The 21821-nt window shown below is 61.4% G+C and carries 21 protein-coding genes; 13 read left to right on the forward strand and 8 right to left on the reverse strand.

Annotated features, from left to right (window positions below):
* Positions 1–5 precede the first annotated feature (5 nt).
* Positions 6–1592, reverse strand: coding sequence for a gamma-glutamyltransferase family protein (locus ASF13_RS06415; RefSeq protein ID WP_056233780.1), 1587 nt, complete (start codon positions 1590–1592; stop codon positions 6–8).
* Positions 1593–1707: 115 nt separating this feature from the next.
* On the opposite strand from ASF13_RS06415, the gene hpxU reads away from it, so the two are divergent.
* From hpxU to hpxK, 7 genes are all read left to right on the forward strand, one after another.
* Complete coding sequence (gene hpxU, locus ASF13_RS06420; RefSeq protein WP_056233782.1) at positions 1708–2547, forward strand: MurR/RpiR family transcriptional regulator HpxU; 840 nt, start codon at positions 1708–1710, stop codon at positions 2545–2547.
* Positions 2548–2843: 296 nt separating this feature from the next.
* Positions 2844–3629: a transporter substrate-binding domain-containing protein gene (locus ASF13_RS06425; protein WP_056233784.1), complete on the forward strand. Its 786-nt coding sequence runs from the start codon at positions 2844–2846 to the stop codon at positions 3627–3629.
* A 10-nt stretch (positions 3630–3639) separates the two neighbouring features.
* Positions 3640–4305 carry an amino acid ABC transporter permease gene (locus ASF13_RS06430; RefSeq protein WP_056233787.1) on the forward strand — a complete coding sequence of 222 codons (666 nt, stop codon included), beginning with the start codon at positions 3640–3642 and terminating at the stop codon, positions 4303–4305.
* Entirely contained in the window at positions 4305–4961 is a 657-nt protein-coding gene (locus ASF13_RS06435) for an amino acid ABC transporter permease (RefSeq protein WP_056233789.1), read from the forward strand. Before ASF13_RS06430 ends, ASF13_RS06435 begins: the two co-directional genes overlap by 1 nt.
* Positions 4942–5676, forward strand: a complete 735-nt coding sequence (locus ASF13_RS06440) for an amino acid ABC transporter ATP-binding protein (RefSeq protein ID WP_056233792.1) — start codon at positions 4942–4944, stop codon at positions 5674–5676. Before ASF13_RS06435 ends, ASF13_RS06440 begins: the two co-directional genes overlap by 20 nt.
* Before the next feature lie 110 nt (positions 5677–5786).
* On the forward strand, positions 5787–7022 hold the full coding sequence (locus tag ASF13_RS06445; RefSeq protein WP_056233794.1) for an alanine--glyoxylate aminotransferase family protein: 1236 nt from the start codon (positions 5787–5789) through the stop codon (positions 7020–7022).
* Positions 7022–8290, forward strand: a complete 1269-nt coding sequence (hpxK, locus tag ASF13_RS06450; RefSeq protein ID WP_056233796.1) for an allantoate amidohydrolase — start codon at positions 7022–7024, stop codon at positions 8288–8290. The genes ASF13_RS06445 and hpxK overlap by 1 nt, the downstream gene beginning before the upstream one ends.
* Positions 8291–8474: 184 nt before the next feature.
* Here hpxK and ASF13_RS24645 read toward each other — a convergent pair whose 3' ends face one another.
* From ASF13_RS24645 to ASF13_RS06470, 4 genes are all read right to left on the reverse strand, one after another.
* Positions 8475–8693, reverse strand: a complete 219-nt coding sequence (locus tag ASF13_RS24645; RefSeq protein WP_158239890.1) for a response regulator transcription factor — start codon at positions 8691–8693, stop codon at positions 8475–8477.
* 194 nt (positions 8694–8887) lie between these two features.
* Positions 8888–10102 carry a CaiB/BaiF CoA-transferase family protein gene (locus ASF13_RS06460; RefSeq protein ID WP_056233800.1) on the reverse strand — a complete coding sequence of 405 codons (1215 nt, stop codon included), beginning with the start codon at positions 10100–10102 and terminating at the stop codon, positions 8888–8890.
* 133 nt (positions 10103–10235) lie between these two features.
* The gene (locus ASF13_RS06465) at positions 10236–11003 is read right to left on the reverse strand and encodes an amidohydrolase (protein ID WP_056233801.1); all 768 of its coding nucleotides are present in this window, start codon (positions 11001–11003) and stop codon (positions 10236–10238) included.
* Positions 10991–12151 carry a pyridoxal phosphate-dependent aminotransferase gene (locus tag ASF13_RS06470; protein WP_056233803.1) on the reverse strand — a complete coding sequence of 387 codons (1161 nt, stop codon included), beginning with the start codon at positions 12149–12151 and terminating at the stop codon, positions 10991–10993. Before ASF13_RS06470 ends, ASF13_RS06465 begins: the two co-directional genes overlap by 13 nt.
* 151 nt (positions 12152–12302) lie before the next feature.
* Between ASF13_RS06470 and ASF13_RS06475 the strand changes: the two genes are divergently transcribed.
* The 3 genes from ASF13_RS06475 to ASF13_RS06485 are packed head-to-tail and all read left to right on the forward strand — an operon-like array spanning position 12303 to position 14142.
* Entirely contained in the window at positions 12303–12917 is a 615-nt protein-coding gene (locus tag ASF13_RS06475; RefSeq protein WP_056233805.1) for a methylthioribulose 1-phosphate dehydratase, read from the forward strand.
* Complete coding sequence (gene mtnC / locus ASF13_RS06480) at positions 12914–13603, forward strand: acireductone synthase (protein ID WP_056233807.1); 690 nt, start codon at positions 12914–12916, stop codon at positions 13601–13603. The genes ASF13_RS06475 and mtnC overlap by 4 nt, the downstream gene beginning before the upstream one ends.
* Positions 13600–14142, forward strand: a complete 543-nt coding sequence (locus ASF13_RS06485) for an acireductone dioxygenase (protein ID WP_056233809.1) — start codon at positions 13600–13602, stop codon at positions 14140–14142. Before mtnC ends, ASF13_RS06485 begins: the two co-directional genes overlap by 4 nt.
* A gap of 187 nt (positions 14143–14329) precedes the next feature.
* Here the strand turns inward: ASF13_RS06485 and mtnA are convergent, their stop codons facing one another.
* Positions 14330–15355 carry an S-methyl-5-thioribose-1-phosphate isomerase gene (mtnA, locus tag ASF13_RS06490; protein WP_056233810.1) on the reverse strand — a complete coding sequence of 342 codons (1026 nt, stop codon included), beginning with the start codon at positions 15353–15355 and terminating at the stop codon, positions 14330–14332.
* 109 nt (positions 15356–15464) lie between these two features.
* Between mtnA and mtnK the strand changes: the two genes are divergently transcribed.
* Positions 15465–16664 (forward strand): S-methyl-5-thioribose kinase, encoded by a 1200-nt coding sequence (mtnK, locus tag ASF13_RS06495; protein WP_056233812.1) that lies wholly within the window; start codon positions 15465–15467, stop codon positions 16662–16664.
* Between the two features lie 176 nt (positions 16665–16840).
* Here the strand turns inward: mtnK and fadE are convergent, their stop codons facing one another.
* Positions 16841–19366 carry an acyl-CoA dehydrogenase FadE gene (fadE, locus tag ASF13_RS06500; RefSeq protein ID WP_082502305.1) on the reverse strand — a complete coding sequence of 842 codons (2526 nt, stop codon included), beginning with the start codon at positions 19364–19366 and terminating at the stop codon, positions 16841–16843.
* A gap of 222 nt (positions 19367–19588) precedes the next feature.
* On the opposite strand from fadE, the gene lpcA reads away from it, so the two are divergent.
* Positions 19589–20167 carry a D-sedoheptulose 7-phosphate isomerase gene (lpcA, locus tag ASF13_RS06505; protein ID WP_056233814.1) on the forward strand — a complete coding sequence of 193 codons (579 nt, stop codon included), beginning with the start codon at positions 19589–19591 and terminating at the stop codon, positions 20165–20167.
* 26 nt (positions 20168–20193) lie between these two features.
* Positions 20194–20961: a class II glutamine amidotransferase gene (locus ASF13_RS06510; RefSeq protein WP_056233816.1), complete on the forward strand. Its 768-nt coding sequence runs from the start codon at positions 20194–20196 to the stop codon at positions 20959–20961.
* On the opposite strand, the gene dpaA is transcribed toward ASF13_RS06510, so the two are convergent.
* Complete coding sequence (gene dpaA / locus ASF13_RS06515; protein ID WP_056233817.1) at positions 20932–21666, reverse strand: peptidoglycan meso-diaminopimelic acid protein amidase; 735 nt, start codon at positions 21664–21666, stop codon at positions 20932–20934. The genes ASF13_RS06510 and dpaA overlap by 30 nt on opposite strands.
* Positions 21667–21821 lie beyond the last annotated feature (155 nt).

Consider the following 21821-nt stretch of genomic DNA (forward strand, 5'->3'; position numbering starts at 1 on the left):
TCCTGTTAAAAACCGGCCGCGCTGCCGTTGCTGCGCGGATCGAAAGCGCCTTCCAGCATGCCGTTATTATGGCGTACGATCGCCCCGGCATGGCCCACTGCTTCACTAAAGTCTGCCAGCATCTCCACCTCATGGCCGAGGGCGCGCAGGGTGGCGACGGTCTCCGCGCTGAAACGCCCCTCCAGCTTCAGCGAGTCGGAAGACTGGCCCCAGGTGCGGCCCAGCAGCCAGCGCGGCGCGCTTATCGCCTGCTGCAGCGGCATTCCCTGTACCACGTGGCGGGTGAAGATCGCGGCCTGGGTCTGCGGCTGGCCGTCGCCGCCCATCGAACCGTAGACCATCGTACGGCCGTCGTTAAGCCGCGCCGCCGCCGGGTTCAGCGTATGGAACGGCTGTTTGCCCGGTGCCAGCGCGAGCAGATGACTGGCATCCAGGCTGAACGCCGCGCCGCGGTTCTGCCAGGTAATCCCGGTGCCCGGCAGCACCACGCCGCTGCCAAATTCGTGATAGATGCTCTGGATAAAGGAGACGGCCAGCCCGCTGCTGTCCATTACCCCCATCCAGACCGTATCGCCCGGCCCTTTGCTGGTGCCCCACGGGGCCGCGCGGGTATCGTCAATCTGTGCCGCCAGCTGTGCCAGGCGGTCGCCGTCCAGCAGCGCCTGCATCTCCTCATGCATATGCAAAGGGTCGGTGATGTACTGGTCACGCAGCCCGAACGCCAGCTTGGTGGCTTCAACAATGCGGTGAAGGGTGTGCGCTTCGCTGGCCTCGGCCATTGGCAAGCGGTCGGTGATAGCGAGGATCGCCAGCGACACCAGGCCCTGGGTCGGCGGGGTCATATTAAACACCTCGCCGTACTGGTGCCGGATGCGCAACGGAGTGCGGCGTTTGGCCCGCTGGTTATTGAGGTCCTGCAGGGTGATCGGCATCCCCAGTTCTGCCATGGACGCGGCCAGCCGGTGCGCCAGCGGCCCGCGGTAGAAACTCTCCAGCCCCGCTTCACTCAGGTGGATCAGCGTGTCGGCCAGCTCCGGCTGGGTGAAACGGCTGCCGGCACGCGGTACCTCACCGTCAGGCAGAAAGGTGCTGGCGAAGCCGGGCTGACCGGCCAGCTCGGGCCGTTTGCCGAGGGTGGCGGCGGCCTGCGACTCGGTAACCGGAATACCGTCTGCCGCATAGCGGATGGCGTCGCTGAGCAGTCTTGCCAGCGGCCGCTGCTGGCCGCCCAGCTCGCGGGAGACCTCCAGCGCTTCCGCCCAGCCGCTGACCGTGCCGGCGACGGTCAGCGCCGATCGCGGGCCGCGATGGGGGATGGTCGTCGCTCCCTGATAGAAATCAATCGTCGCCAGCGAGCCGGCCGCCCCGCTGGCGTCAATGGCGACCGGCTCGCCCTGCGGCGGCACGATCAGCCAGAAGCCATCGCCCCCGAGGCCATTCATATGCGGATAGACCACCGCGATGGTCGCGGCGGCGGCCACCATCGCCTCAATGGCGTTACCCCCTTCGCGTAACACCGACAGCGCGCTCTCGCTGGCCAGATGATGCGGGGTGACGGCCATCCCCAGCGGGGCCATATTGCTTTGGTTCATGTTTATCGTCCTCAATCAACGGTGCCCTGACTAAAGCAATCGCCGTTCCAGTTTTTTCAGGCACGGCTTTTGTATACCATCAGGTGAATGAAACAAAAGTTACAGGGACTCTAGCATGATGCAGCTTGATGAACGACTGCGCAGTCAGTACGAACAGCTCTCACCACAGGAGCAGCGGATTGCCGACTTTGTCTTCGACCACTTCGACGATCTGATTAGCTATAACAGTGCCGAGCTGGCGCGCCTGAGCGGCGTGTCCAAAGCCACCGTCAGCCGGCTGTTTAAGCGGCTGGGCTATGAGAAGTATAAGGATATGCGCGATGAGCTGCGCACCCTGCGCCAGAGCGGCATGCCGCTGACCGATAATCGCGACGCGGTACAGGGTAACACCCTGCTGGCGCGTCATTATAAGCAGGAGATGGCCAACCTTACCCAGTGGGTCAACGGCATCGACAGCGTGCAGTTGGGGGAAGTGGTACAGGCACTGGCCGGATATAAACGTTTATTTATCATTGGCATGCGTAACTCGTGGCCGCTGGCGCTGCACCTGAGGCAGCAGCTGTTGCAGGCGCGCGGGCAGGTGCAGGTGCTGCCGCAGCCCGGCCAGACGCTGGCGGAAGAGCTGGTGGATCTGACCCCTGACGATCTGGTGGTGGTGATGGCCTTCCGCCGCCGTCCGCGCATTATTCGCCCGCTGTTGCAGCAGCTGCAGCAGCGGCAGATCCCCACCCTGGCGCTGTGCGAACCGCAGGCGCAGTCGGTGATAGCGCTGGCGCGCTGGCAGCTGTGCGCGCCGCTGGACAGCGTTTCCGCCTTTGACAGCTACGCCGCTGCCAACAGCCTGATCAACCTGCTGGCCAACGCGGTGCTGCACGAACTGCTGAGCGACGGCCGCCAGCGTATTCATCAGATTGCCGGGCTGTACGGCCAGCTGGACGAGCTGGAACAGCGATAGTGGGGCACCGCTTTGGTGCTTTGCATGTTTTTGGGGCGCGCGATGTGCCCCTTTTTATTGCCTGATCGGCGCTGGTTTCTGCGCGGTGCCTGCGGCGAACGCCGGATATCCGCTGCAAATGGTGTGTTGGATTTTCTCTCAACATCAGGAACGACAAGACATTTTAAATCCGTCATCTCTCCGGCCCGGTCCGGCCACTAAGAAAATCTTCCCGGTCAACGCGCGCTGGCACATTAGTTGCAAATAATCCCTTTAAGAATCTTTCGTTTCATTATGTATTAACCGGGGAAGAGAAAATGAAAAAAAGTTTATTCGCATTACTGGCCGGTGCGGTGCTGTTCACTCAGGCGACGGTAGCCCATGCAGATCAGCTGCAGGATATTGAAAAACGTGGTGTTATCCGTATTGCCGTACCGCAGGACTTCCCGCCGTTTGGCTCGGTCGGCACCGATCTGCAGCCGCAGGGTTACGATATCGATATGGCGAAGTACCTGGCGAAACAGATGAAACTTAAGTTGCAGCTGGTGCCGGTGACCAGCGCCAACCGCGTCCCTTACCTGCAGACCGATAAGGTCGACCTGGTGATCTCCAGCATGGGGAAAAATCCGGAGCGTGAGAAGGTGATCGACTTCAGCCGCGCCTATGCGCCGTTCTTCCTTGGCGTGTTTGGTCCGAAAGACGGCACGCTGAAAGAGGCCGCCGGCCTGAGCGGCAAAACCATCGGCGTGACCCGCGGCGCGGTGGAAGACATGGTGCTGACCGAGGTGGCACCGAAAGATGCCCAGTTAAAACGTTATGAAGATAACAACACCACGCTCTCCGCATATCTCTCAGGCCAGGTGCAGTATGTGGCGACCGGCAATCTGGTGGTGGCGGCGATCTCTCGCCAGAACGCAGACAAAGCGCCGGTACCGCAGTTTATGCTGAAGGACTCGCCGTGCTACATCGGCCTGAAGAAAAATGAACCGGCGCTGAAGGCGAAAGTGGACGCGCTGATTGAGCAGGCCATCCAGGATAAGACGCTGAACGGTTTGTCTGAACAGTGGCTGAAAGCGCCGTTGCCCGCTGACCTCGGCGCATAAGGGCTGAGCAATGATTGGGCAACTGAACTTTCCCGCCCTGTGGCCCCACTGGCCGGAGCTGCTGGCCGGCTTGTGGGTCACCATCCAGCTGACGGTGCTGGCCACGGTGGGCGGCGTCGGGCTGGGGATCCTCGGCGCGGCGCTGCGCAGCGGCAAGCCTTCGCTGCTGAGCCGCATCTGGGGCATCTACGTTGAGCTGATCCGCAACACGCCGTTCGTGGTACAGCTGTTTTTTATCGTGTTTGGCCTGCCGAATCTCGGGCTGAAACTGACGGCGGGCGAAGCCGCGCTGCTGGCGATGCTGATTAACCTCGGTGCCTACAGCACCGAGATTATCCGCGCCGGCATTCAGGTGACGCCGAAAGGGCAGTGGGAGGCCGGCCGGGTGCTCGGCCTCAGCCGCAGCCAGACCTTTCTGCGGGTGGTGCTGCCACCGGCGATGAAGCGGATTTACCCGGCGCTGGTCAGTCAGTGCATTATCGTGATGCTCGGTTCGTCGGTGGTATCGCAGGTCTCCTACGAGGAGCTGACCTTCGCCGCCAACCTGATTCAGTCACGGACGTTTTTAAGCTTTGAAGTCTACCTGGTGACCACCCTGATCTACCTGCTGCTGTCGATAGCGATGCGTCAGCTGCTGCTGGCCGCCGGGCGCAAATGGTTTGGAGAACAGCCCTGATGAACACCTTTACCGACTGGGACATTCTGCGCAATCTGCTGCTGGCCGCACGCTGGACCCTGCTGCTGTCGCTGACCGCCTTTATCGGCGGTACGCTGGTCGCGCTGCCGCTGGTGATGGTGCGCCTGCTGCGCCGCCGCTGGCCAAACCGGCTGATTAGCGGATACTGCGCGCTGTTTCAGGGCACGCCGCTGCTGATGCAGCTGTTCCTCGCCTTCTTTGGCGTGGCGCTGTTCGGCATTGACGTCTCGCCGTGGACGGCCGCGTCGCTGGCGCTGACCTTCTATACCAGCGCGTTCCTGGTGGATATCTGGCACGGCAGCGTGCAGGCGCTGCCGAAAGGGCAGTGGGAAGCCTGCCGCTGCCTGGGGCTGAGCTTCGGTCAGACCCTGTATCGCGTGGTGCTGCCGCAGGCGCTGCGCACCGGTATTGCCCCCACCGTCGGCTTTGCCGTGCAGGTGGTGAAGGGGACGGCGCTGGCGTCGATTATCGGCTTCATTGAGCTGACCAAGGCCGGAACCATCCTTAACAACGTCACTTATCAACCGTTTAAAGTGTTCGGGCTGGTGGCGCTGGGCTACTTCCTGATGTGTTATCCGCTGTCCCGCTACAGCCAGTATCTGGAGAAGAAATTCAATGCCGCTCATCACCATTAATCAGGTGCAGAAATATTACGGCGATAATCACGTACTGAAGGGCGTGGATCTCGACGTTGAAGCCGGGGAAGTGATCTCAATTATCGGCCGCAGCGGCTCGGGAAAAAGTACCCTGCTGCGCTGTATGAACGGGCTGGAAGGCTATCAGGAAGGCAGCATTAAGCTGGGCGGTATCACCGTCACCGATCGCGACAGCCAGGCGCGTGAAATCAGCCGCTCGGTGGGCATGGTGTTCCAGAGTTTTAACCTGTTCCCGCATATGACCGCGCTGGAAAACGTGATGCTGGCCCCGCGCCGGGTGCTGAAAAAAAGCCAGGCGGAGTGCCGCGAGCTGGCCGCCCGCATGCTGGAAAAAGTCGGGCTGGGTGAACGGATGGATTACTATCCCTCCAGCCTCTCCGGCGGGCAGCAGCAGCGCGTGGCGATCGCCCGCGCGCTGGCCATGTCGCCAAAGGTGCTGTTATGTGATGAGATCACCTCCGCCCTCGATCCCGAGCTGGTAGGCGAAGTGCTGAAAGTGCTGGAACAGCTGGCGAAAGAGGGCATGACCCTGATTCTGGTGACCCACGAAATGAATTTTGCCCGTGAAGTGGGCGATCGCGTGGTGTTTATGCACCAGGGGCGCGTCTGGGAGCAGGGCGACAGCAAAACGCTGTTTGCCGCACCGCAGACAGCTGAACTGAAACAATTTATCTCGTCGGTGCGCGGGCTGTAATCCGTTCCCGACCGCCTGAACACAACGTGTGCCGGGCCTCACGGTTTAACGCGGGTTGCGCCCTGAGCAGGAGCCGCAGCCGACGCTTAGTATCAGCTAAAGGAACGCTAATGGACTTATCAACAATTTCGCAAATCAACCCGCCACAGCGCCTGCTGATGGGGCCGGGCCCGATCAACGCCGACCCGCGCGTGCTGCGCGCGATGTCCAGCCAGCTGATCGGTCAGTATGACCCGGCGATGACCCACTATATGAATGAGGTGATGGCGCTCTACCGCGCCGTGTTCCGCACCGACAATCAGTGGACGCTGCTGATCGACGGCACCTCGCGCGCCGGCATCGAAGCGATCCTGCTGTCGGCGATCCGTCCGGGCGACAGGGTGCTGGTGCCGGTATTTGGCCGCTTCGGCCACCTGCTGTGTGAGATCGCCCGCCGCTGCCGTGCTGAGGTACACACCATTGAGGTGCCGTGGGGTGAGGTGTTTACGCCGGACCAGATTGAAGACGCGATCAAAAAGGTCAAACCGCGTCTGCTGCTGACGGTACAGGGCGACACCTCCACCACCATGCTACAGCCGCTGGAAGAGCTGGGGGCGATCTGCCGCCGCCACGGCGTGCTGTTCTACACCGACGCCACGGCATCCTTTGCCGGTAATGCGCTGGAGACCGATGCCTGGGGGCTGGATGCGGTCTCCGCCGGGATGCAGAAGTGCCTCGGTGGCCCGTCCGGCACCTCGCCGATTACCCTCAGCCCGCAGATGGAGGCGGTGATCCGCCAGCGCAAATGCGTGGAGGCCGGCATTCGCACCGACGCCCATCAGGACGGTGAAGACGAGATGATCTACTCCAACTACTTCGATCTTGGCATGATCATGGACTACTGGGGGCCGGAGCGCCTCAATCACCACACTGAAGCCACCAGCGCGCTGTTTGGCGCCCGCGAGTGCGCCCGGCTGATCCTCGAAGAGGGGCTGGATAACGGGATCATTCGCCACAAGCTGCACGGCGACGCGCTGCTGAAAGGCGTGCAGGGCATGGGGCTGGAGACCTTCGGCGACCTGACGCACAAAATGAACAACGTGCTGGGGGTGATGATCCCGGCCGGGGTCAACGGCGACCAGGTACGTAAGCTGATGCTGGAGGATTTCGGCATAGAGATTGGCACCTCATTTGGCCCGCTGATTGGCAAAGTGTGGCGCATCGGCACCATGGGTTACAACGCGCGTAAGGACTGCGTGATGCAGACGCTGAGCGCGCTGGAAGCGGTGCTGAACCACCTCGGCTTCCGCACCACCCAGGGCGCAGCGATGCAGGCGGCCTGGGATCACTACCGCGGGAGCTGCTGATGAGCGATTGCCTGTTAAATGCACAGGCGGCGCAGGTCGCCGCCGCCCGGGTGATGGCTCGCTGCGATGCGCTGGCTGAGCTCAGCGAAACGCCGGGCATGCTGACCCGCGTCTACCTGTCGCCGGAGCATCTGCGCGCCAACGCGCTGGTGGGCAAATGGATGAAGGCGGCGGGCATGCACGTATGGCAGGACAGCGTCGGCAACATTTGCGGCCGTTACGAAGGCCAGACCGAGGCCGCGCAGGCGATCCTGCTCGGGTCGCATCTGGATACCGTGCGCAACGCCGGCCGCTACGACGGCATGCTGGGGGTGCTGGCGGCGATTGAAACCGTGCAGTACCTGCACGATCGCGGCCAGCGGCTGCCGCTGGCGCTGGAGATTATCGGCTTTGCCGACGAAGAGGGCACGCGTTTTGGCATCACCCTGCTCGGCAGCCGCGGGCTGACCGGCAGCTGGCCGGAGAGCTGGATGTCGCATCCGGACGGCAACGGCATTACCGTTGAGCAGGCGATGCGCGATATCGGTCTGAAGCCGCATCTGCTGTGGCAGGCGGCGCGCGACGTTGAGGACTTTGCCGCCTATCTTGAGCTGCATATCGAACAGGGGCCGTGCCTCGAACAGGCGCAGCTGGCGCTGGGGGTGGTCACCGCGATTAACGGTGCCCGCCGCCTGAACTGCCGCTTTACCGGCGAGGCCGGCCACGCCGGCACGGTGCCGATGAGCCACCGCAAAGATGCGCTGGCGGCGGCGGCGGAGTGGATGGTCTACGTTGAGCAGCGCACGCCGCAGCACGATCCGCAGCTGGTAGCGACGGTCGGTACGCTGCAGTGCCAGCCGGGTGCGGTTAATGTCATCCCCGGCGAAGTGGCGCTGACGCTGGACGTGCGCGGCCCGCAGGATCGGCCGCTGGCCGAGCTGCTCTCGGACCTGCTGGTGCAGGCGGAAGCTATCGCCCTGCGTCGTGGCCTGACCTTCAGCTCAGACGAGTATTACCGCATTCCGGCCACCGCCTGCGATGACGGGCTGCAGGCGGCGCTCGGCCGCGCGGTGACCCGTGTTCAGGGGCGCAGCCTGGCGCTGCCGAGCGGTGCCGGCCATGATGCCATCGCGGTGGCCGAACGCTGGCCGGTGGGCATGCTGTTTGTGCGCTGCGATCGCGGCATCAGCCACCATCCGGCGGAAGCGGTGTTGCCGGGCGACGTCGCTCAGGCGCTGCAGGCGTACGTGGAAGTGGTCAGCGATTTCGCCACCCGCTGCTCAGAATAACCGTTCGTCCGTCAGCCGCGGCGGCCGCCCGTGTGCCGCCGCGACCCCTGTTCAGGGGATAATAAACCCGTCCGCTTTTCCTTTGAGACGGAGGCCCAGCCAGGCAGCGGTGCCTTATCTGTTGTGGGCAACGTTGCCTGATTGGTTACGAAGATAGCGGCCGGCGCTGCCTGACCTGACTGGTTCAGGACATTTCGGCCAGCAGCCCGGAACGCTGCGCCAGCGATACCGCCTGCGCCCGGTTACGGGCGGTCAGCTTAATCAGAATGTGCTTGATATGCGATTTGACGGTCTCGGGCGTGATAGCAAGGACAATAGCGATCTCCTTGTTGGAATTGCCTGCCGCAATCAGTGACAGCACCATGATTTCTCGCGGGCTTAATACGTTTCTGACGGGTTGCATAAACTCACCTTGTTGACGCTTATCCTCTGCACAACCTAGACAAATTCGCCCACGGCGTATAAACAAAAGGTGTGAATACTCAGGGCAGGAGCCTGATGAGTTTCGGCACAGTATGGAAAAGATCGGCCTCCAGCGCATAAAATCGCCACATCGTAGTCAACGGTTTCACGTTCCATGTTGTCGCTCCCTCTCGGTCAGATAATCACGCCATTTTTTTTCAGCCGATCGATGCGCTGTGCGGTAAACCCCAGCGACTGCAGGATGGCGTCGGTGTGTTCACCAAACTCCGGTGCCGGGCGCGGCGTGACCTTGTTAACGCCACTGAGGGTAAACGGCGACGAGACCGTGAGGCGTTCCCTGCCCTGGCGATCGTGATAGGGCAGCAGGCAGGCGTTCAGATGCAGCTGCGGGTCGCTAACCACCTCGGGAAAGGTCTGCACGATGCCAAAAATGATCCGGTGCCGTGTGAGGATCGTCCGCCACTGGTGCAACGTTTTTTGCGCGAAGCGCCGGGTGAATTCGGCGGCCAGTGCACGGGTGTGGCGGATACGGCTGGCGACGTCGGCAAAGCGTTCGTCGCTGCCCAACTGCTCTGCATCCAGCGCAACCAGCAGCTTCTGCCAGTCTTTTCGCTGAAAGGCGCTTACCACCAGCCAGCGGTCGTCCGCCGTGCGGTAACAGTTCGAGAGCGCGTTTACCGGATCTTTACGGTCCGCCTGCCGCGCCGGCGTCGCCTGGTTAAGCGCGCCTTCAACATACTCTGCGGCGGTCCAGATGCCGTTGGCGATCAGCGAGGTGGAAACCTGCATTCCCTCGCCGTTTTTTTCGCGCATCAGCAGGCCGGTGACGATCGCCGCATACAGCGCGGTGGCGCTAACGTGGTCGCCACACGCGGGCAGGGTCATCACCGGTTCGGCGTCGGCGTTGCGCAGCGTGTTCATCAGCCCGCTACGCGCCCACCAGGCGCAGGAGTCAAAGCCGGGTTCGTTGGCGTCCGGCCCCTGTGCGCCGTAACCGGTGATATCGGCATAAATCGCCCACGGGTTGATGGCGTGCACGCCCGGCCAGGTCAGCCCCAGTCGTTCACGGATCTCAGGCAGGTAGTTGGTGACCACCACGTCCGCCCACTCGATCAGCGGCACCAGTACTTCGCGTGCTTCAGGGGATTTCAGGTCGAGGATCAGGCTGCGCTTGTTGCGGTTGGTCAACTGCCACGCGTAGTTATAGTCGCTGGCCGGCATATTAGGGTTCTGCGACAGCACGCGATCGGGATCGCCGGAAGGCGACTCTACTTTGATCACGTCAGCACCGAAGTCAGAGAGGATGGTCGCGGCGGCAGGGCCAGCGATAAAGGTAGCGATATCCAGCACCTTAAGGCCGGAAAACAGCGGAGACGGGCTGACGGACATCGGGACACTCCTTTTAATGGGATAGTCTGGCGTCGTCGAGTGTAGGCGCTTCAGTGCGCGTTGTTTATCCCCCGGACAGGGGTAAGCAGGGAGGAAGTGGGGCTGGCGAACGCTCGCCAGCCCCTGGATGGGGTCAGAGGCTGAAGCCGTCGGCGTCGCGCCACGCCGGGAAGCGCTCGCGGTAGTCGCGCAGGTTCTCCAGCGACAGGGTGGCATCCAGCCGTGCAGGCTGGTGCGGTTCATCGGCGGCGAGGATTTCACCCTGCGGGCTGATGATCCGGCTGTCGCCGCTGTAGTGGTGGCCGTTGCCGTCGCTGCCGACGCGGTTGCAACCGGCGATATACGCCTGATTCTCAATCGCCCGCGCCTGCAGCAGCGTCTGCCAGTGCAGCGCGCGCGGTGCCGGCCAGTTGGCGACGTACAGCGCCAGGTCGTAGTCGTTCTGGTTGCGGGAGAACACCGGGAAGCGCAGGTCGTAGCAGACCTGCGGCAGAATGCGCCAGCCGCGCCATTCGATCACGTCGCGGCGTTCACCGGCCAGATAGTGCTCGTGCTCGCCGGCCATGCGGAACAGATGGCGCTTGTCGTAGAAATGGACCTTGCCTTCCGGCTCCACCAGGAAGAAGCGGTTGACCGCGCCTTTCTCTACCTGGATCGCCGCGCTGCCTGCCACCATCGCGCGGGTCTGGCGGGCTTTCGCCTGTAGCCAGGTTATCACCTCCGCCTCCGGCAGTGAGCTTTTCGCCGCCTCCATCGCGAAGCCGGTGGTAAACATCTCCGGCAGCACGATCAGGTCGCGGCCGTGGATCGTCGCCAGCAGCTGGTCAAAGAAGCGCAGATTAGCGGCGCCGTCCATCCATGTCAGCGGCTGTTGCAGTACGGTAATTTCTAAAGTTGACACAGGCGCTCCGCGGCAGCGTCCAGCGTGGCTTCCTGCTTAGCGAAGCACAGGCGGATCAGTTTATGGGGGAAGGCGTCGGCGCAGAACACCGACAGCGGGATCGCTGCCACGCCGGCCTCTCGGGTCAGCCACTGGCAGAAGGCCACGTCATCCAGATCGGAGATGGCGCTGTAGTCAGCCAGCAGGAAATAGGTCCCTTCACACGGCAAAATCTTAAAACGGCTGTTGGCCAGCGCGGCGGTAAAGCGGTCGCGACGCGCGCGGTAAAACTCGGGCAGTTCACGGTAGTGTTCCGGGTGCTGTTCCAGCATATCTGCCAGCGCCAGCTGCGCAGGGGTGTTCACCGAGAAGGTCAGGTACTGATGCACCTTGCGCAGCTCGGCACTCAGCACCGGCGGTGCCACGCAGTAGCCGACTTTCCAGCCGGTCATATGGAAGGTTTTGCCGAACGAGGAGACGGCAATCGCCCGCTCGCGCAGCTGGGGGTGCGCCAGCACGCTGGCGTGGCCGGCGGCGTCAAAGCAGATGTGCTCGTAGACTTCATCGCTCAGCACGTAGATTTCCTGCTCCGCAATCGCCTGCCACAGCGCGGCAAAGTCGCTTTTCTGCCAGACGGTGGCGGACGGGTTGTGCGGCGTGTTGAGGATAACCAGCCGGGTTTTCGGCGACAGCAGGCTGGCAAACTCCGCCCAGTCCACCTTAAAGGCCGGAGGCTGCAGCGCAATACGCTTCATCACGCCGCCGGCCAGCGCCACGGCGGGCGCATAACTGTCGTAGCTCGGGTCGAAACAGATAACTTCATCGCCCGGGCGCACCAGCGCGGTAATCGCCGCAAACAGCGCCTCGGTGGCGCCGGTGGTGACGGTCACTTCCGTGTTGGCATCCGGGCGGTAGCCGTAGAGTTCGGCGGTCTTTCTGACAATCGCTTCACGCAGCGGGGCCACGCCGATCATCGGTGCGTACTGGTTAGCGCCCTGGCTGACGTGGTGAGCCAGGCGCTGCTGCAGGTAGTCAGGGCCGTCAAAGTCCGGGAACCCCTGCGACAGATTAATGGCGTTGTGCTGCTGCGCCAGAGCGCTCATCTGGGTAAAAATGGTGGTGCCCAGTGCAGGCAGTTTGCTCTCTGGGGTAAACGACGTCCGGCTCATAAATGATAACCCTTTTACAACGCAGTAAATTGATGTGTTAATCCGCTATTTCTGCCAATATAACACGAGATGATTTTTTGGCAATCAAGACGCTTAGACGGCTATATGTAACAGACAGCCGTCAGTAGTGTCTGAGGTAGAAAGGAAAAATATGACACAACACTCTCAGTTAGATCAGCTGGTTAGCGCCTGTCACTGGATTGGCGAACGCGGCTGGGCCCCGGCCACCGGTGGCAATATGTCGGTGCGCCAGGATGCCGAGTTTTGCCTGCTGAGCGAGTCCGGCAAAGACAAAGGCAGCCTGACCCGCGATGACTTTATCCAGGTCGATATCGCTACCAACCGCGTGCCGTCCGGACGCAAACCCTCAGCGGAAACCGGGCTGCATACGCTGATTTATCGCCTGTTCCCGGAGGCCGGTGCTGTGCTGCACACCCACACCGTAAACTCCACGGTGCTCTCCCGCGTGGAGAAGGGCGCGGCGCTGGAGCTGCAGGGCTACGAGATGCAGAAAACCCTCGCCGGGCAGCACTCGCACCTCGACTGCGTGCCGATCGCGCTGTTTGACAACGATCAGGACATCGACGGCCTGGCGCAGCGTATTGAACAGTTTGCCGCCCATACGCCGCTGCGCTACGGCTTCCTGCTGCGCGGCCACGGCCTGACCTGCTGGGGCAAAGACGTTAACGAAGCGCGCCGCCATCTGGAAGGGCTGGAATTCTTGTTCCAGTGCGAGCTGCAGCGCCGCCTGCTGGAGGCCAGATGATCCGCGCAATAATCACCGATATTGAAGGCACCACCAGCGACATCCGCTTCGTACACAACGTGCTGTTCCCTTACGCCCGCGAAAACCTGCCGGCGTTTATCCTCGCCAACCAGGCGCAACCGGCAGTCGCGCAGGCGCTTGACGACCTGCGTGCCGAAAGCGGCCAGCCTGACGCCGACGTACAGTCGCTGATAGACGTGCTGTTCGGTTATATGGATCAGGATCGTAAATCCACCGCGCTGAAGGCGCTGCAGGGCATGGTCTGGCGTGACGGCTACCTGAACGGCAGCTTTACCGGCCACCTGTATGCGGACGTGCTGCCGGCGCTGAAACAGTGGCAGCAGCAGGGTGTGGCGCTGTATGTTTATTCATCCGGCTCAGTAGCTGCGCAGAAATTGTTATTTGGCTACAGCGACGCGGGTGATATTACCGGTCTGTTCAGCGGCTATTTTGATACCCACGTCGGTGCCAAGCGCGAGGTGGAGTCCTACCGCAACATCGCCAGCCAGATTGGTCTGCCGACCGGCCAGCTGCTGTTCCTGTCAGATATTCATCAGGAGCTGGATGCCGCAGAGCAGGCAGGCTGGCAGACGATTCAGTTAATCCGTGGCGAAGCGGATAATGAGAGCCGCCATCGCCAGGTTTCAGGTTTTGATCAGATTAACCAGGAGCTGTTGAACTCATGAGTGCACTGACTATTTTTACCGATACCGAAGCGACCACCCCGGTGTGGCACAGCACCGATGCCGCAGAGATCGCCACCAAACTTAATGCTAAAGAAGTCCGTTTTGAGCGCTGGGAAGCCGACCGCGACCTGGGTGAAAACCCGGATTCCGACACGGTAATCAAGGCGTATCAGCACGCTATCGATCGCCTGGTGGCCGAGAAAGGCTACCAGAGCTGGGACGTGATCAGCATGCGCGCGGATAACCCGCAGAAAGAGACGCTGCGCAGCAAGTTCCTCAACGAACATACCCATGGTGAAGATGAAGTACGCTTCTTCGTTGAGGGCGCCGGGCTGTTCTGCCTGCATCTGGACGGGCACATCTACCAGATCCTGTGTGAAAAGAACGATCTGATCTCGGTGCCGGCCGGCATTCCGCACTGGTTCGATATGGGATCGTCACCGCACTTCACCGCGATCCGCATCTTCGATAACCAGGAAGGCTGGATCGCTAACTTCACCGGCGACAACATTGCCGATGCTTATCCGCGTCTGGACTGATTATGGAAAGCAAACCGGGCTGAAGGACGAAGACATTCGGCTTTGCTCGTGAGGTCCGTGCAGATTGTTTTTCTGGCGGGCAGAGGCTGACCGCATCTGAAGCGAAAAACCCGGCCTGAGCCGGGTTTTTTATTTGCTGGCTGCCCGGCATAAACGACAGCCGGGCTTTGCACCCTTCCCGTTCCTGTCAGCCGCGCGGCTGAAACGCGCCTGCCGTCACCTCTTCCGGCGTCACCACGCCGGTGTCCAGCACCCAGCCGCTAATCAGCGCGGCGGGGGTAACGTCAAACGCCGGGTTATAAACCTGCGCATTCTCCGGTGCCCACTGCACGTCACCAAAACTGCCGGCCACGCCGGTGACTTCGCGGGCGTCACGCTGCTCGATTGGAATCGCCGCGCCGTTCGGGCAGCCGCGATCCAGCGTGGTGTGCGGCGCGGCGACGTAGAACGGCACGCGGTGATAGTGGGCCAGCACCGCCAGGCTGTAGGTGCCGATTTTGTTGGCGACGTCGCCGTTAGCCGCAATGCGGTCAGCGCCGACCCAGATGGCATCGACCTGGCCCTGCGCCATCAGCGTGGCGGCCATCGAGTCGCAGATCAGCTGATAAGGCACGCCCAGCTCGCCCAGTTCCCACGCCGTCAGGCGGCCGCCCTGCAGCAGCGGACGGGTTTCATCCACCCAGACGTTGGCCACCCTGCCTTCTGTATAACCACGCGCGATCACCCCCAGCGCCGTGCCGACGCCTGCGGTCGCCAGGCCGCCGGTGTTGCAGTGGGTCAGCAGGCGGCTGCCCGCGACGATCAGCGGGCTGCCGGCCGCCGCGATGCGCTCGCACAGCGCCTTGTCTTCCTCAATCAGCCGCAGCGCTTCGCTCACCAGCGCGTTGACGTGGCCGTCCTGCGCCAGCGCCAGCTTCATACGGTCAAGGTTGTTCATCAGGTTCACCGCCGTCGGGCGTGAGGCGCGCAGCACCTCCAGCGCCTCGGCCAGCCCGGTTCGGGACATCCCCTGTTCGGCCAGCAGCGCCAGAAGCAGGCTGGCGGACAGCCCAATCAGCGGCGCCCCGCGCACGCGCAGGGTTTTAATATGGCCGACCAGCGTGGCCACGTCCGGTGTCGGGCACCAGATTTTTTGCTGGGGCAGGGCCTGCTGATCGAGGATCAACAGCTGATTGTCGCGAACCTGAAGGCTGGTGGTGGTGAGTGTCTGCATGAATGAAATCCCGGTTGCTTTAATGCGCCATATTGTGCCAACATGCAACATGGATGTATAGACGTCTGAACGGCTTATAACAACGATTTTGCAAGATGAGGATCAGGTAATGTCGCAATACCGTACTTTCACCGCCGCGGATGCCGTGGAATATGCCCGCCAGTTTGGCGGCGTGGAACATCCACACCAGCTGGTGGATTCGCTGGAAGTGGGCGATGGTAATCTCAACCTGGTCTTCAAGATTTTCGACACCGACGGCGTCAGCCGGGTGATCGTCAAGCAGGCGCTGCCGTACGTGCGCTGCGTTGGCGAATCCTGGCCGCTGACCCTCGATCGCGCCCGGCTGGAAGCGGAAACGCTGATCGAACACGGTAAGTTCTGCCCGCAGCATACGGTGAAGATCCTGCACTACGATGCTGATCTGGCGGTGATGGTGATGGAAGATCTTTCCGATCACGCCATCTGGCGCGGGGAGCTGGTCAAAGGCGTTGAGTATCCGCAGGCGGCAACGCAGCTGGGCGAGTATCTGGCGCAGACGCTGTTCCACACCTCTGATTTCTTCCAGCACCCGCATCAGAAGAAAGCAGAAGTGATCCGCTTTACCAACCCGGAGCTGTGCGACATCACCGAAGAGCTGTTCTTCAACGAACCTTACGAACAGCACGAACGCAACGCCTACCCGCGAGCGCTGGAGCGCCTGGCGGCGTCGCTGCGTTACGATGAAGAGCTGAAAATTGCCGTGGCCGGGCTGAAGCACCGCTTCTTCTCTCATGCCGAAGCGCTGCTGCATGGTGACATCCACAGCGGCTCGATTTTTGTCGCCGAGGGCAGCCTGAAGGTGATTGACGCCGAATTTGGCTTCTACGGCCCGATCGGTTTTGATATCGGTACCGCACTGGGCAATCTGCTGATCGGTTACTGCGCGCTGCCGGGGCTGCTGCCGCCACGCGAAGCGGCGGACGGGCGCGAGAAACGCCTGGCTGACGTGCGGGAAGTGTGGCTGAGCTTCAGCGAAGGTTTCCTCGCGCTGGCGGCGGAGAAAAGCCGCGACCGGGCGCTGGCGTATCCGGGCTACGCCCGTGAGTTTCTGCAGAAGGTGTGGCGCGATACCATCGGTTTCTGCGGTACCGAACTGATTCGCCGCACCGTTGGTATGTCGCAGGTGGCGGATATTAAGAGCATCGGCGATGAAGCGATGCGCGTCGAGTGCGTGCGTCAGGCTATTACGCTGGGCCGCAGCCTGATCCTGCTGGCTAACCACGTGCCGGATATCGACGCGCTGATTATGCGTATTCGCCAGAACGGCTGAATCAAAAAAACGGCCCCGGCAAACGTCACCTTCAGGGTGAACATCTGCCGGGGCCGTTGATTATGTCATCAGGCTCTCGAGCCGCTCCTGTTATACGTCAACCTCAGTTCAGGCTGCTGCTCCCACGTTGTACTCAGAGGGTAACGGCGCTTTCGCTTCACGTAGCGTTAAGGCAGTCAGGCCGCTTCTGTTTTACGTCCTGCAGTCGTTTGCTCAGTCGTTCCTGTCCCCGTCGCCACGCCTGTTGTCGTTTCTTTCGCCGTTCCCTGTGCCGTTTTCGGCTGCTGCTCGCGCTTTACCGGCTGGGTTGCCAGCGCATCGGCGGCAAACTCATCGACGTTGATTGAGCGCAGGCGGCTGGTTTCTGCACGAATCAGCACCTCCGCTTCTTCCTGCGTGACCCAGCCAGCCGCCAGCCCTTCGGCGGCCAGCGCGTCCAGACGGGTAAAGGAGAAGTGTTGCTGCTGCTGTTTGCACAGGCGATCGTGAATCGCTTCGGCGGCCATCACGTCCTGTAGCGCCTGTTCCAGCTGACCGGCCGGGTTATTTTCACCCGGGGCCAGATACTGGCCACGACCCAGCCGGCTGCGGGTAGCGGAAGGCACCTGCAGAATGCGCGCCAGCTGGTGGTCAAGCTGGTCAGACGGCGCACGGCAGCGGCGGCCGAGCGGGAAGATCACCCCGCGCAGCAGCATGGCGATCGGCCGGTTAGGGAAGTTGCGCAGCAGGTCGTCGATGGCGATTTCCGCCTGGTTAAGCGCATCCTGCACGCCCCAGTGCAGCAGCGGCAGGTCCGCCTCGTTGCGTCCCTCATCCTCATAGCGCTTCAGCGCCGCAGAGGCCAGGTACAACTGGCTTAAGATATCCCCCAGCCGTGCCGAGATGCGTTCACGGCGTTTCAGGCTGCCGCCCAGCGAGGCCATTGATACGTCGGAGAGCAGAGCCAGGTTGGCACTGATGCGGTTCAGATGCTGATAGTAGCGGCGGGTGGCATCACGGGTTGGCGACACGCTGGTCAGCCCGCCGGTCAGCCCCAGCCACAGGCTGCGCACCTTGTTGCTGCCCACGTGGCCGATATGGCTGAACAGCGCCCGGTCAAAGGCGACCAGATCGTTGCTCTGCGCGGCCGCCATCTCCTCCAGCACGTAAGGGTGGCAGCGGATCGCCCCCTGGCCGAAGATAATCATGCTGCGGGTGAGAATATTGGCCCCTTCCACGGTAATGGCGATCGGCGCACCCTGATAGGCGCGGGCAAGGAAGTTGCTGCTGCCGAGCATAATGCCTTTACCGCCGGCAATATCCATCGCGTCGACGATCGCCCGCTGGCCGCGGTGGGTGCAGTGATACTTGACGATCGCCGACAGCACCGCCGGTTTTTCCCCCTGCATAATGCCGCTGGTGATAAGCGTAGCGGCGGCGTCCATCACGTAAGCGTTACCGGCGATGCGCGCCAGCGGCTCTTCAATCCCCTCCATTTTGCCGATCGGCAGACGGAACTGGCGACGAATATGCGCGTAAGCGCCGGTGGCCAGCGCAATGCTCTTCAGGCTGCCGGTGGAGTTGGAGGGCAGGGTAATGCCGCGGCCGACCGACAGGCACTCAACCAGCATGCGCCAGCCCTGACCGGCCATCGCCGGGCCGCCGATAATGAAGTCGATCGGCACGAAAATATCGTTGCCGCGCGTCGGGCCGTTCTGGAACGGCACGTTAAGCGGGAAGTGGCGGGTGCCGATCTCCACGCCTGGCGTGCCGGTCGGGATCAGCGCACAGGTAATCCCCAGCTCTTCGGTTTCGCCCAGCAGGTGCTGCGGGTCAGAGAGCTTAAACGCCAGCCCGAGCACGGTAGCGATCGGCGCCAGGGTAATATAGCGTTTGTTCCAGGTCAGGCGCATGCCCAGCACCTGCTCACCCTGCCACTCGCCCATGCAGACCACGCCGGTATCGGGAATGGCCCCGGCATCGGAGCCGGCTTCCGGGCTGGTCAGCGCAAAGCAGGGGATCTCTTCGCCCCGTGCCAGTCGCGGCAGATAGTGGTTTTTCTGTTCTTCCGTACCGTAATGCTGCAGCAGTTCGCCCGGGCCCAGTGAGTTAGGCACGCCAACGGTAATCGCCAGAATGCCGGAAACGCCGGCCAGCTTCTGCAGCACCCGCGCCTGGGCGTAGGCGGAGAACTCCAGCCCACCGTACTCTTTCTTAATGATCATCGCGAAAAAGCGGTGCTGTTTCAGGTATGCCCACAGCTCGGGGGGCAGGTCGGCCATTTCGTGGGTAATGCTGAAGTCGTTGGCCAGCCGGCAGGCTTCTTCCACCGGGCCATCCAGAAACGCCTGCTCTTCGGCGGTCAGCACCGGCCGTGGGTAGGCGTGCAGCTTGTTCCAGTCCGGCGTGCCGCGAAACAGATCGCCCTCCCACCAGGTGGTACCGGCGTCAATCGCCTCTTTCTCAGTGCGCGACATCGGCGGCATTACTTTGCGGAAGGTGCCCAGCATCGGTTTGCTGAACAGCGACTGGCGCAGTGACGGCAGGTTAAACGGCAGCAGCAGCAGCGCCAGTGGCAACAGCAGCCACAGCGTCCACAGCCCGACCAGGCCGAGCACGGCGGTCCACGCCAGCAGGATCAGGCTGGCGGTTGCCAGGCTGATGCGGTGGTAGAACAGGGCGCTAATCAATACGATTGTCGCCACGATACTGAGAACCATCATAATGAGTGCTCCATGTCGCAAGAAGTAAGAGGTCATACCAGTTGCTTTATATTTAGTTCAGCAGGAGAAATGACGCAATCTGTTTACACAATAATTACAACCTGGCTCACAAAGCCGCCGCCCTTGCGGCTAATCCACCCTGCCGCCGGGGAGATCGCTTTTCGCCTTACCGGCAACTTGATAAACTTGTTGGGTAACTCTTACCTCATAAAGGACATCCCTATGTACCAGGACATCATCCGCGCTGAGCTGAATGAAGCGGCAGACACGCTGAATACGTTTCTGAGTGACGACGCCAATATCCAAACCATCCAGCAGGCGGCGGTGCTGCTGGCTGACTCCTTCAAGGCCGGGGGGAAGGTGCTGTCCTGCGGTAACGGCGGCTCGCACTGTGACGCGATGCACTTTGCTGAGGAGCTGACCGGCCGCTACCGCGAAAACCGCCCGGGCTACCCGGCGATCGCCATCTCTGACGTCAGCCACCTCTCCTGCGTCAGTAACGACTTTGGTTATGACTATGTCTTTTCGCGCTACCTGGAAGCGGTAGGCCGTGAAGGTGACGTGCTGCTGGGCATTTCCACCTCAGGCAACTCCGCGAACATTATCAAAGCGGTTGAGGCGGCCCGTGTGAAGGGGATGAAAGTGATCACCCTGACCGGAAAAGACGGTGGCAAAATGGCCGGTACGGCGGATATTGAAATCCGCGTACCGCATTTTGGCTACGCCGATCGCATCCAGGAGATCCACATTAAGGTGATCCATATCCTGATGCTGCTGATCGAAAAAGAGATGGTTAAATAACTTCCGTTTTTTCTTGAGGTAAGACTATGTGCGAACTGCTCGGGATGAGTGCAAACGTCCCGACGGACATCTGTTTTAGCTTTACCGGGCTGGTTCAGCGCGGGGGCGGAACCGGTCCGCATAAGGATGGCTGGGGCATTACCTTCTATGAAGGGAAAGGCTGCCGCACATTTAAAGATCCACAGCCGAGCTTCCAGTCGCCAATTGCGCGGCTGGTGCAGGAATATCCGATCAAGTCCCATTCGGTGGTGGCGCACATTCGCCAGGCGAACCGCGGTGAGGTGTCGCTGGAAAATACCCATCCGTTTACCCGCGAGCTGTGGGGGCGTAACTGGACCTACGCGCACAACGGGCAGCTGAAGGGTTATAAAAACCTGGAAACCGGCAGCTACCGTCCGATCGGTGAAACCGACAGCGAGCTGGCTTTCTGCTGGCTGTTGCACAGGCTGACCACGCGCTATCCGCGCACGCCGGGCAACTGGCCGGCGGTGTTCCGCTATATCGCCGAGCTGGCCGCAGAGCTGCGTGAGAAGGGCGTTTTCAATATGCTGCTGTCGGACGGCCGCTATCTGATGGCGTTCTGCTCGACCAATCTGTTCTGGGTCACCCGGCGTGCGCCGTTTGGCAAGGCCAAGCTGCTGGATCAGGACGTGGAGATTGATTTTCAGAAGCAGACCACGCCGAACGACGTGGTCACGGTGATTGCCACCCAGCCGCTGACGGCCAATGAGAGCTGGAACAAAATTGAACCCGGTGAGTGGGCGCTATTTTGTCTGGGTGAGCGCGAGGGCTGAGTTGTTACTTTCCGGGCCGTTCACCATCGGGCGGCTCAACACGTATTTTCCGTCGCTAACGGCCACCACTGGTGGCTGTTTGGTTTGCACAAAGTGCGCATAACCCGGCTGCAGCTGTTTCCAGAAGTTGATATAGGTTGAATAGCGGTGGCGCTGCATATTGCTGTCGGTCATGCGGAACGGATAGATGCTGACCTCGACGCGCTGCTGGCCGTTGCGCAGCGCCGCTTCCACGTAGTGATAGATCTCGTCCATATAAGCATCGGTCATCGCGTAGCAGCCGACGGACACGCAGTTGCCGTGGATCATCAGGTAGTTGCCCTGATAGCCCTGCTGGCGGTCATATTCATTCGGGAAGCCGGTGTTAATCGCCCGGTAAAAGCGGCTGTTAGGCTTCAGCTGCGACAGTCCGACGCTGTAGAAGCCCTCCGGGCTTTTAAAGTCGCCCTGCACGCGCTTCGGCCCGAGACCACCGGAAAAATTACAGATGCGATAGCTGTCGAGCAGGCGGAATTCGTTGCCAATTTTGCCGTACAGCTCCAGCGTGCGCTCTTCTTTGAAGATTTGCAGATACACTGGTGTACCCAGCAGTTGTTTCTTTAACTCTTTGCTTACCGGTGCCAGCGGCGTGATCACGTCAGGTGCGCTGGCGAAGACCACGGCGGGCATAAAAATCATCGCAAACAGCAGTGCGATTTTGGCCATTCTGTTTCCCTTGAAAAGAGGGGTGGAAAGCAACGCCCGCAGGCGTCGGTACTGACAATATCGGACAATTCCGCTATCGCAGCGACACATTAGCATTGTCCATTTTTTTAGCAAGATTGCGAAGAATAAAAACCTTTTCCGGCGAGGATGTGACG

The organism is Erwinia sp. Leaf53, assembly GCF_001422605.1.
Taxonomy (GTDB): Bacteria; Pseudomonadota; Gammaproteobacteria; order Enterobacterales; family Enterobacteriaceae; genus Erwinia.

Coding starts and splice junctions, on each gene's coding strand:
- ASF13_RS06415 (WP_056233780.1), bottom strand. CDS start 1,592: ATGAACCAAAGCAATATGGCCCCGCTGGGGATGGCCGTCACCCCGCAT.
- hpxU (WP_056233782.1), top strand. CDS start 1,708: ATGATGCAGCTTGATGAACGACTGCGCAGTCAGTACGAACAGCTCTCA.
- ASF13_RS06425 (WP_056233784.1), top strand. CDS start 2,844: ATGAAAAAAAGTTTATTCGCATTACTGGCCGGTGCGGTGCTGTTCACT.
- ASF13_RS06430 (WP_056233787.1), top strand. CDS start 3,640: ATGATTGGGCAACTGAACTTTCCCGCCCTGTGGCCCCACTGGCCGGAG.
- ASF13_RS06435 (WP_056233789.1), top strand. CDS start 4,305: ATGAACACCTTTACCGACTGGGACATTCTGCGCAATCTGCTGCTGGCC.
- ASF13_RS06440 (WP_056233792.1), top strand. CDS start 4,942: ATGCCGCTCATCACCATTAATCAGGTGCAGAAATATTACGGCGATAAT.
- ASF13_RS06445 (WP_056233794.1), top strand. CDS start 5,787: ATGGACTTATCAACAATTTCGCAAATCAACCCGCCACAGCGCCTGCTG.
- hpxK (WP_056233796.1), top strand. CDS start 7,022: ATGAGCGATTGCCTGTTAAATGCACAGGCGGCGCAGGTCGCCGCCGCC.
- ASF13_RS24645 (WP_158239890.1), bottom strand. CDS start 8,693: ATGCAACCCGTCAGAAACGTATTAAGCCCGCGAGAAATCATGGTGCTG.
- ASF13_RS06460 (WP_056233800.1), bottom strand. CDS start 10,102: ATGTCCGTCAGCCCGTCTCCGCTGTTTTCCGGCCTTAAGGTGCTGGAT.
- ASF13_RS06470 (WP_056233803.1), bottom strand. CDS start 12,151: ATGAGCCGGACGTCGTTTACCCCAGAGAGCAAACTGCCTGCACTGGGC.
- ASF13_RS06475 (WP_056233805.1), top strand. CDS start 12,303: ATGACACAACACTCTCAGTTAGATCAGCTGGTTAGCGCCTGTCACTGG.
- mtnC (WP_056233807.1), top strand. CDS start 12,914: ATGATCCGCGCAATAATCACCGATATTGAAGGCACCACCAGCGACATC.
- ASF13_RS06485 (WP_056233809.1), top strand. CDS start 13,600: ATGAGTGCACTGACTATTTTTACCGATACCGAAGCGACCACCCCGGTG.
- mtnA (WP_056233810.1), bottom strand. CDS start 15,355: ATGCAGACACTCACCACCACCAGCCTTCAGGTTCGCGACAATCAGCTG.
- mtnK (WP_056233812.1), top strand. CDS start 15,465: ATGTCGCAATACCGTACTTTCACCGCCGCGGATGCCGTGGAATATGCC.
- fadE (WP_082502305.1), bottom strand. CDS start 19,366: ATGATGGTTCTCAGTATCGTGGCGACAATCGTATTGATTAGCGCCCTG.
- lpcA (WP_056233814.1), top strand. CDS start 19,589: ATGTACCAGGACATCATCCGCGCTGAGCTGAATGAAGCGGCAGACACG.
- ASF13_RS06510 (WP_056233816.1), top strand. CDS start 20,194: ATGTGCGAACTGCTCGGGATGAGTGCAAACGTCCCGACGGACATCTGT.
- dpaA (WP_056233817.1), bottom strand. CDS start 21,666: ATGGCCAAAATCGCACTGCTGTTTGCGATGATTTTTATGCCCGCCGTG.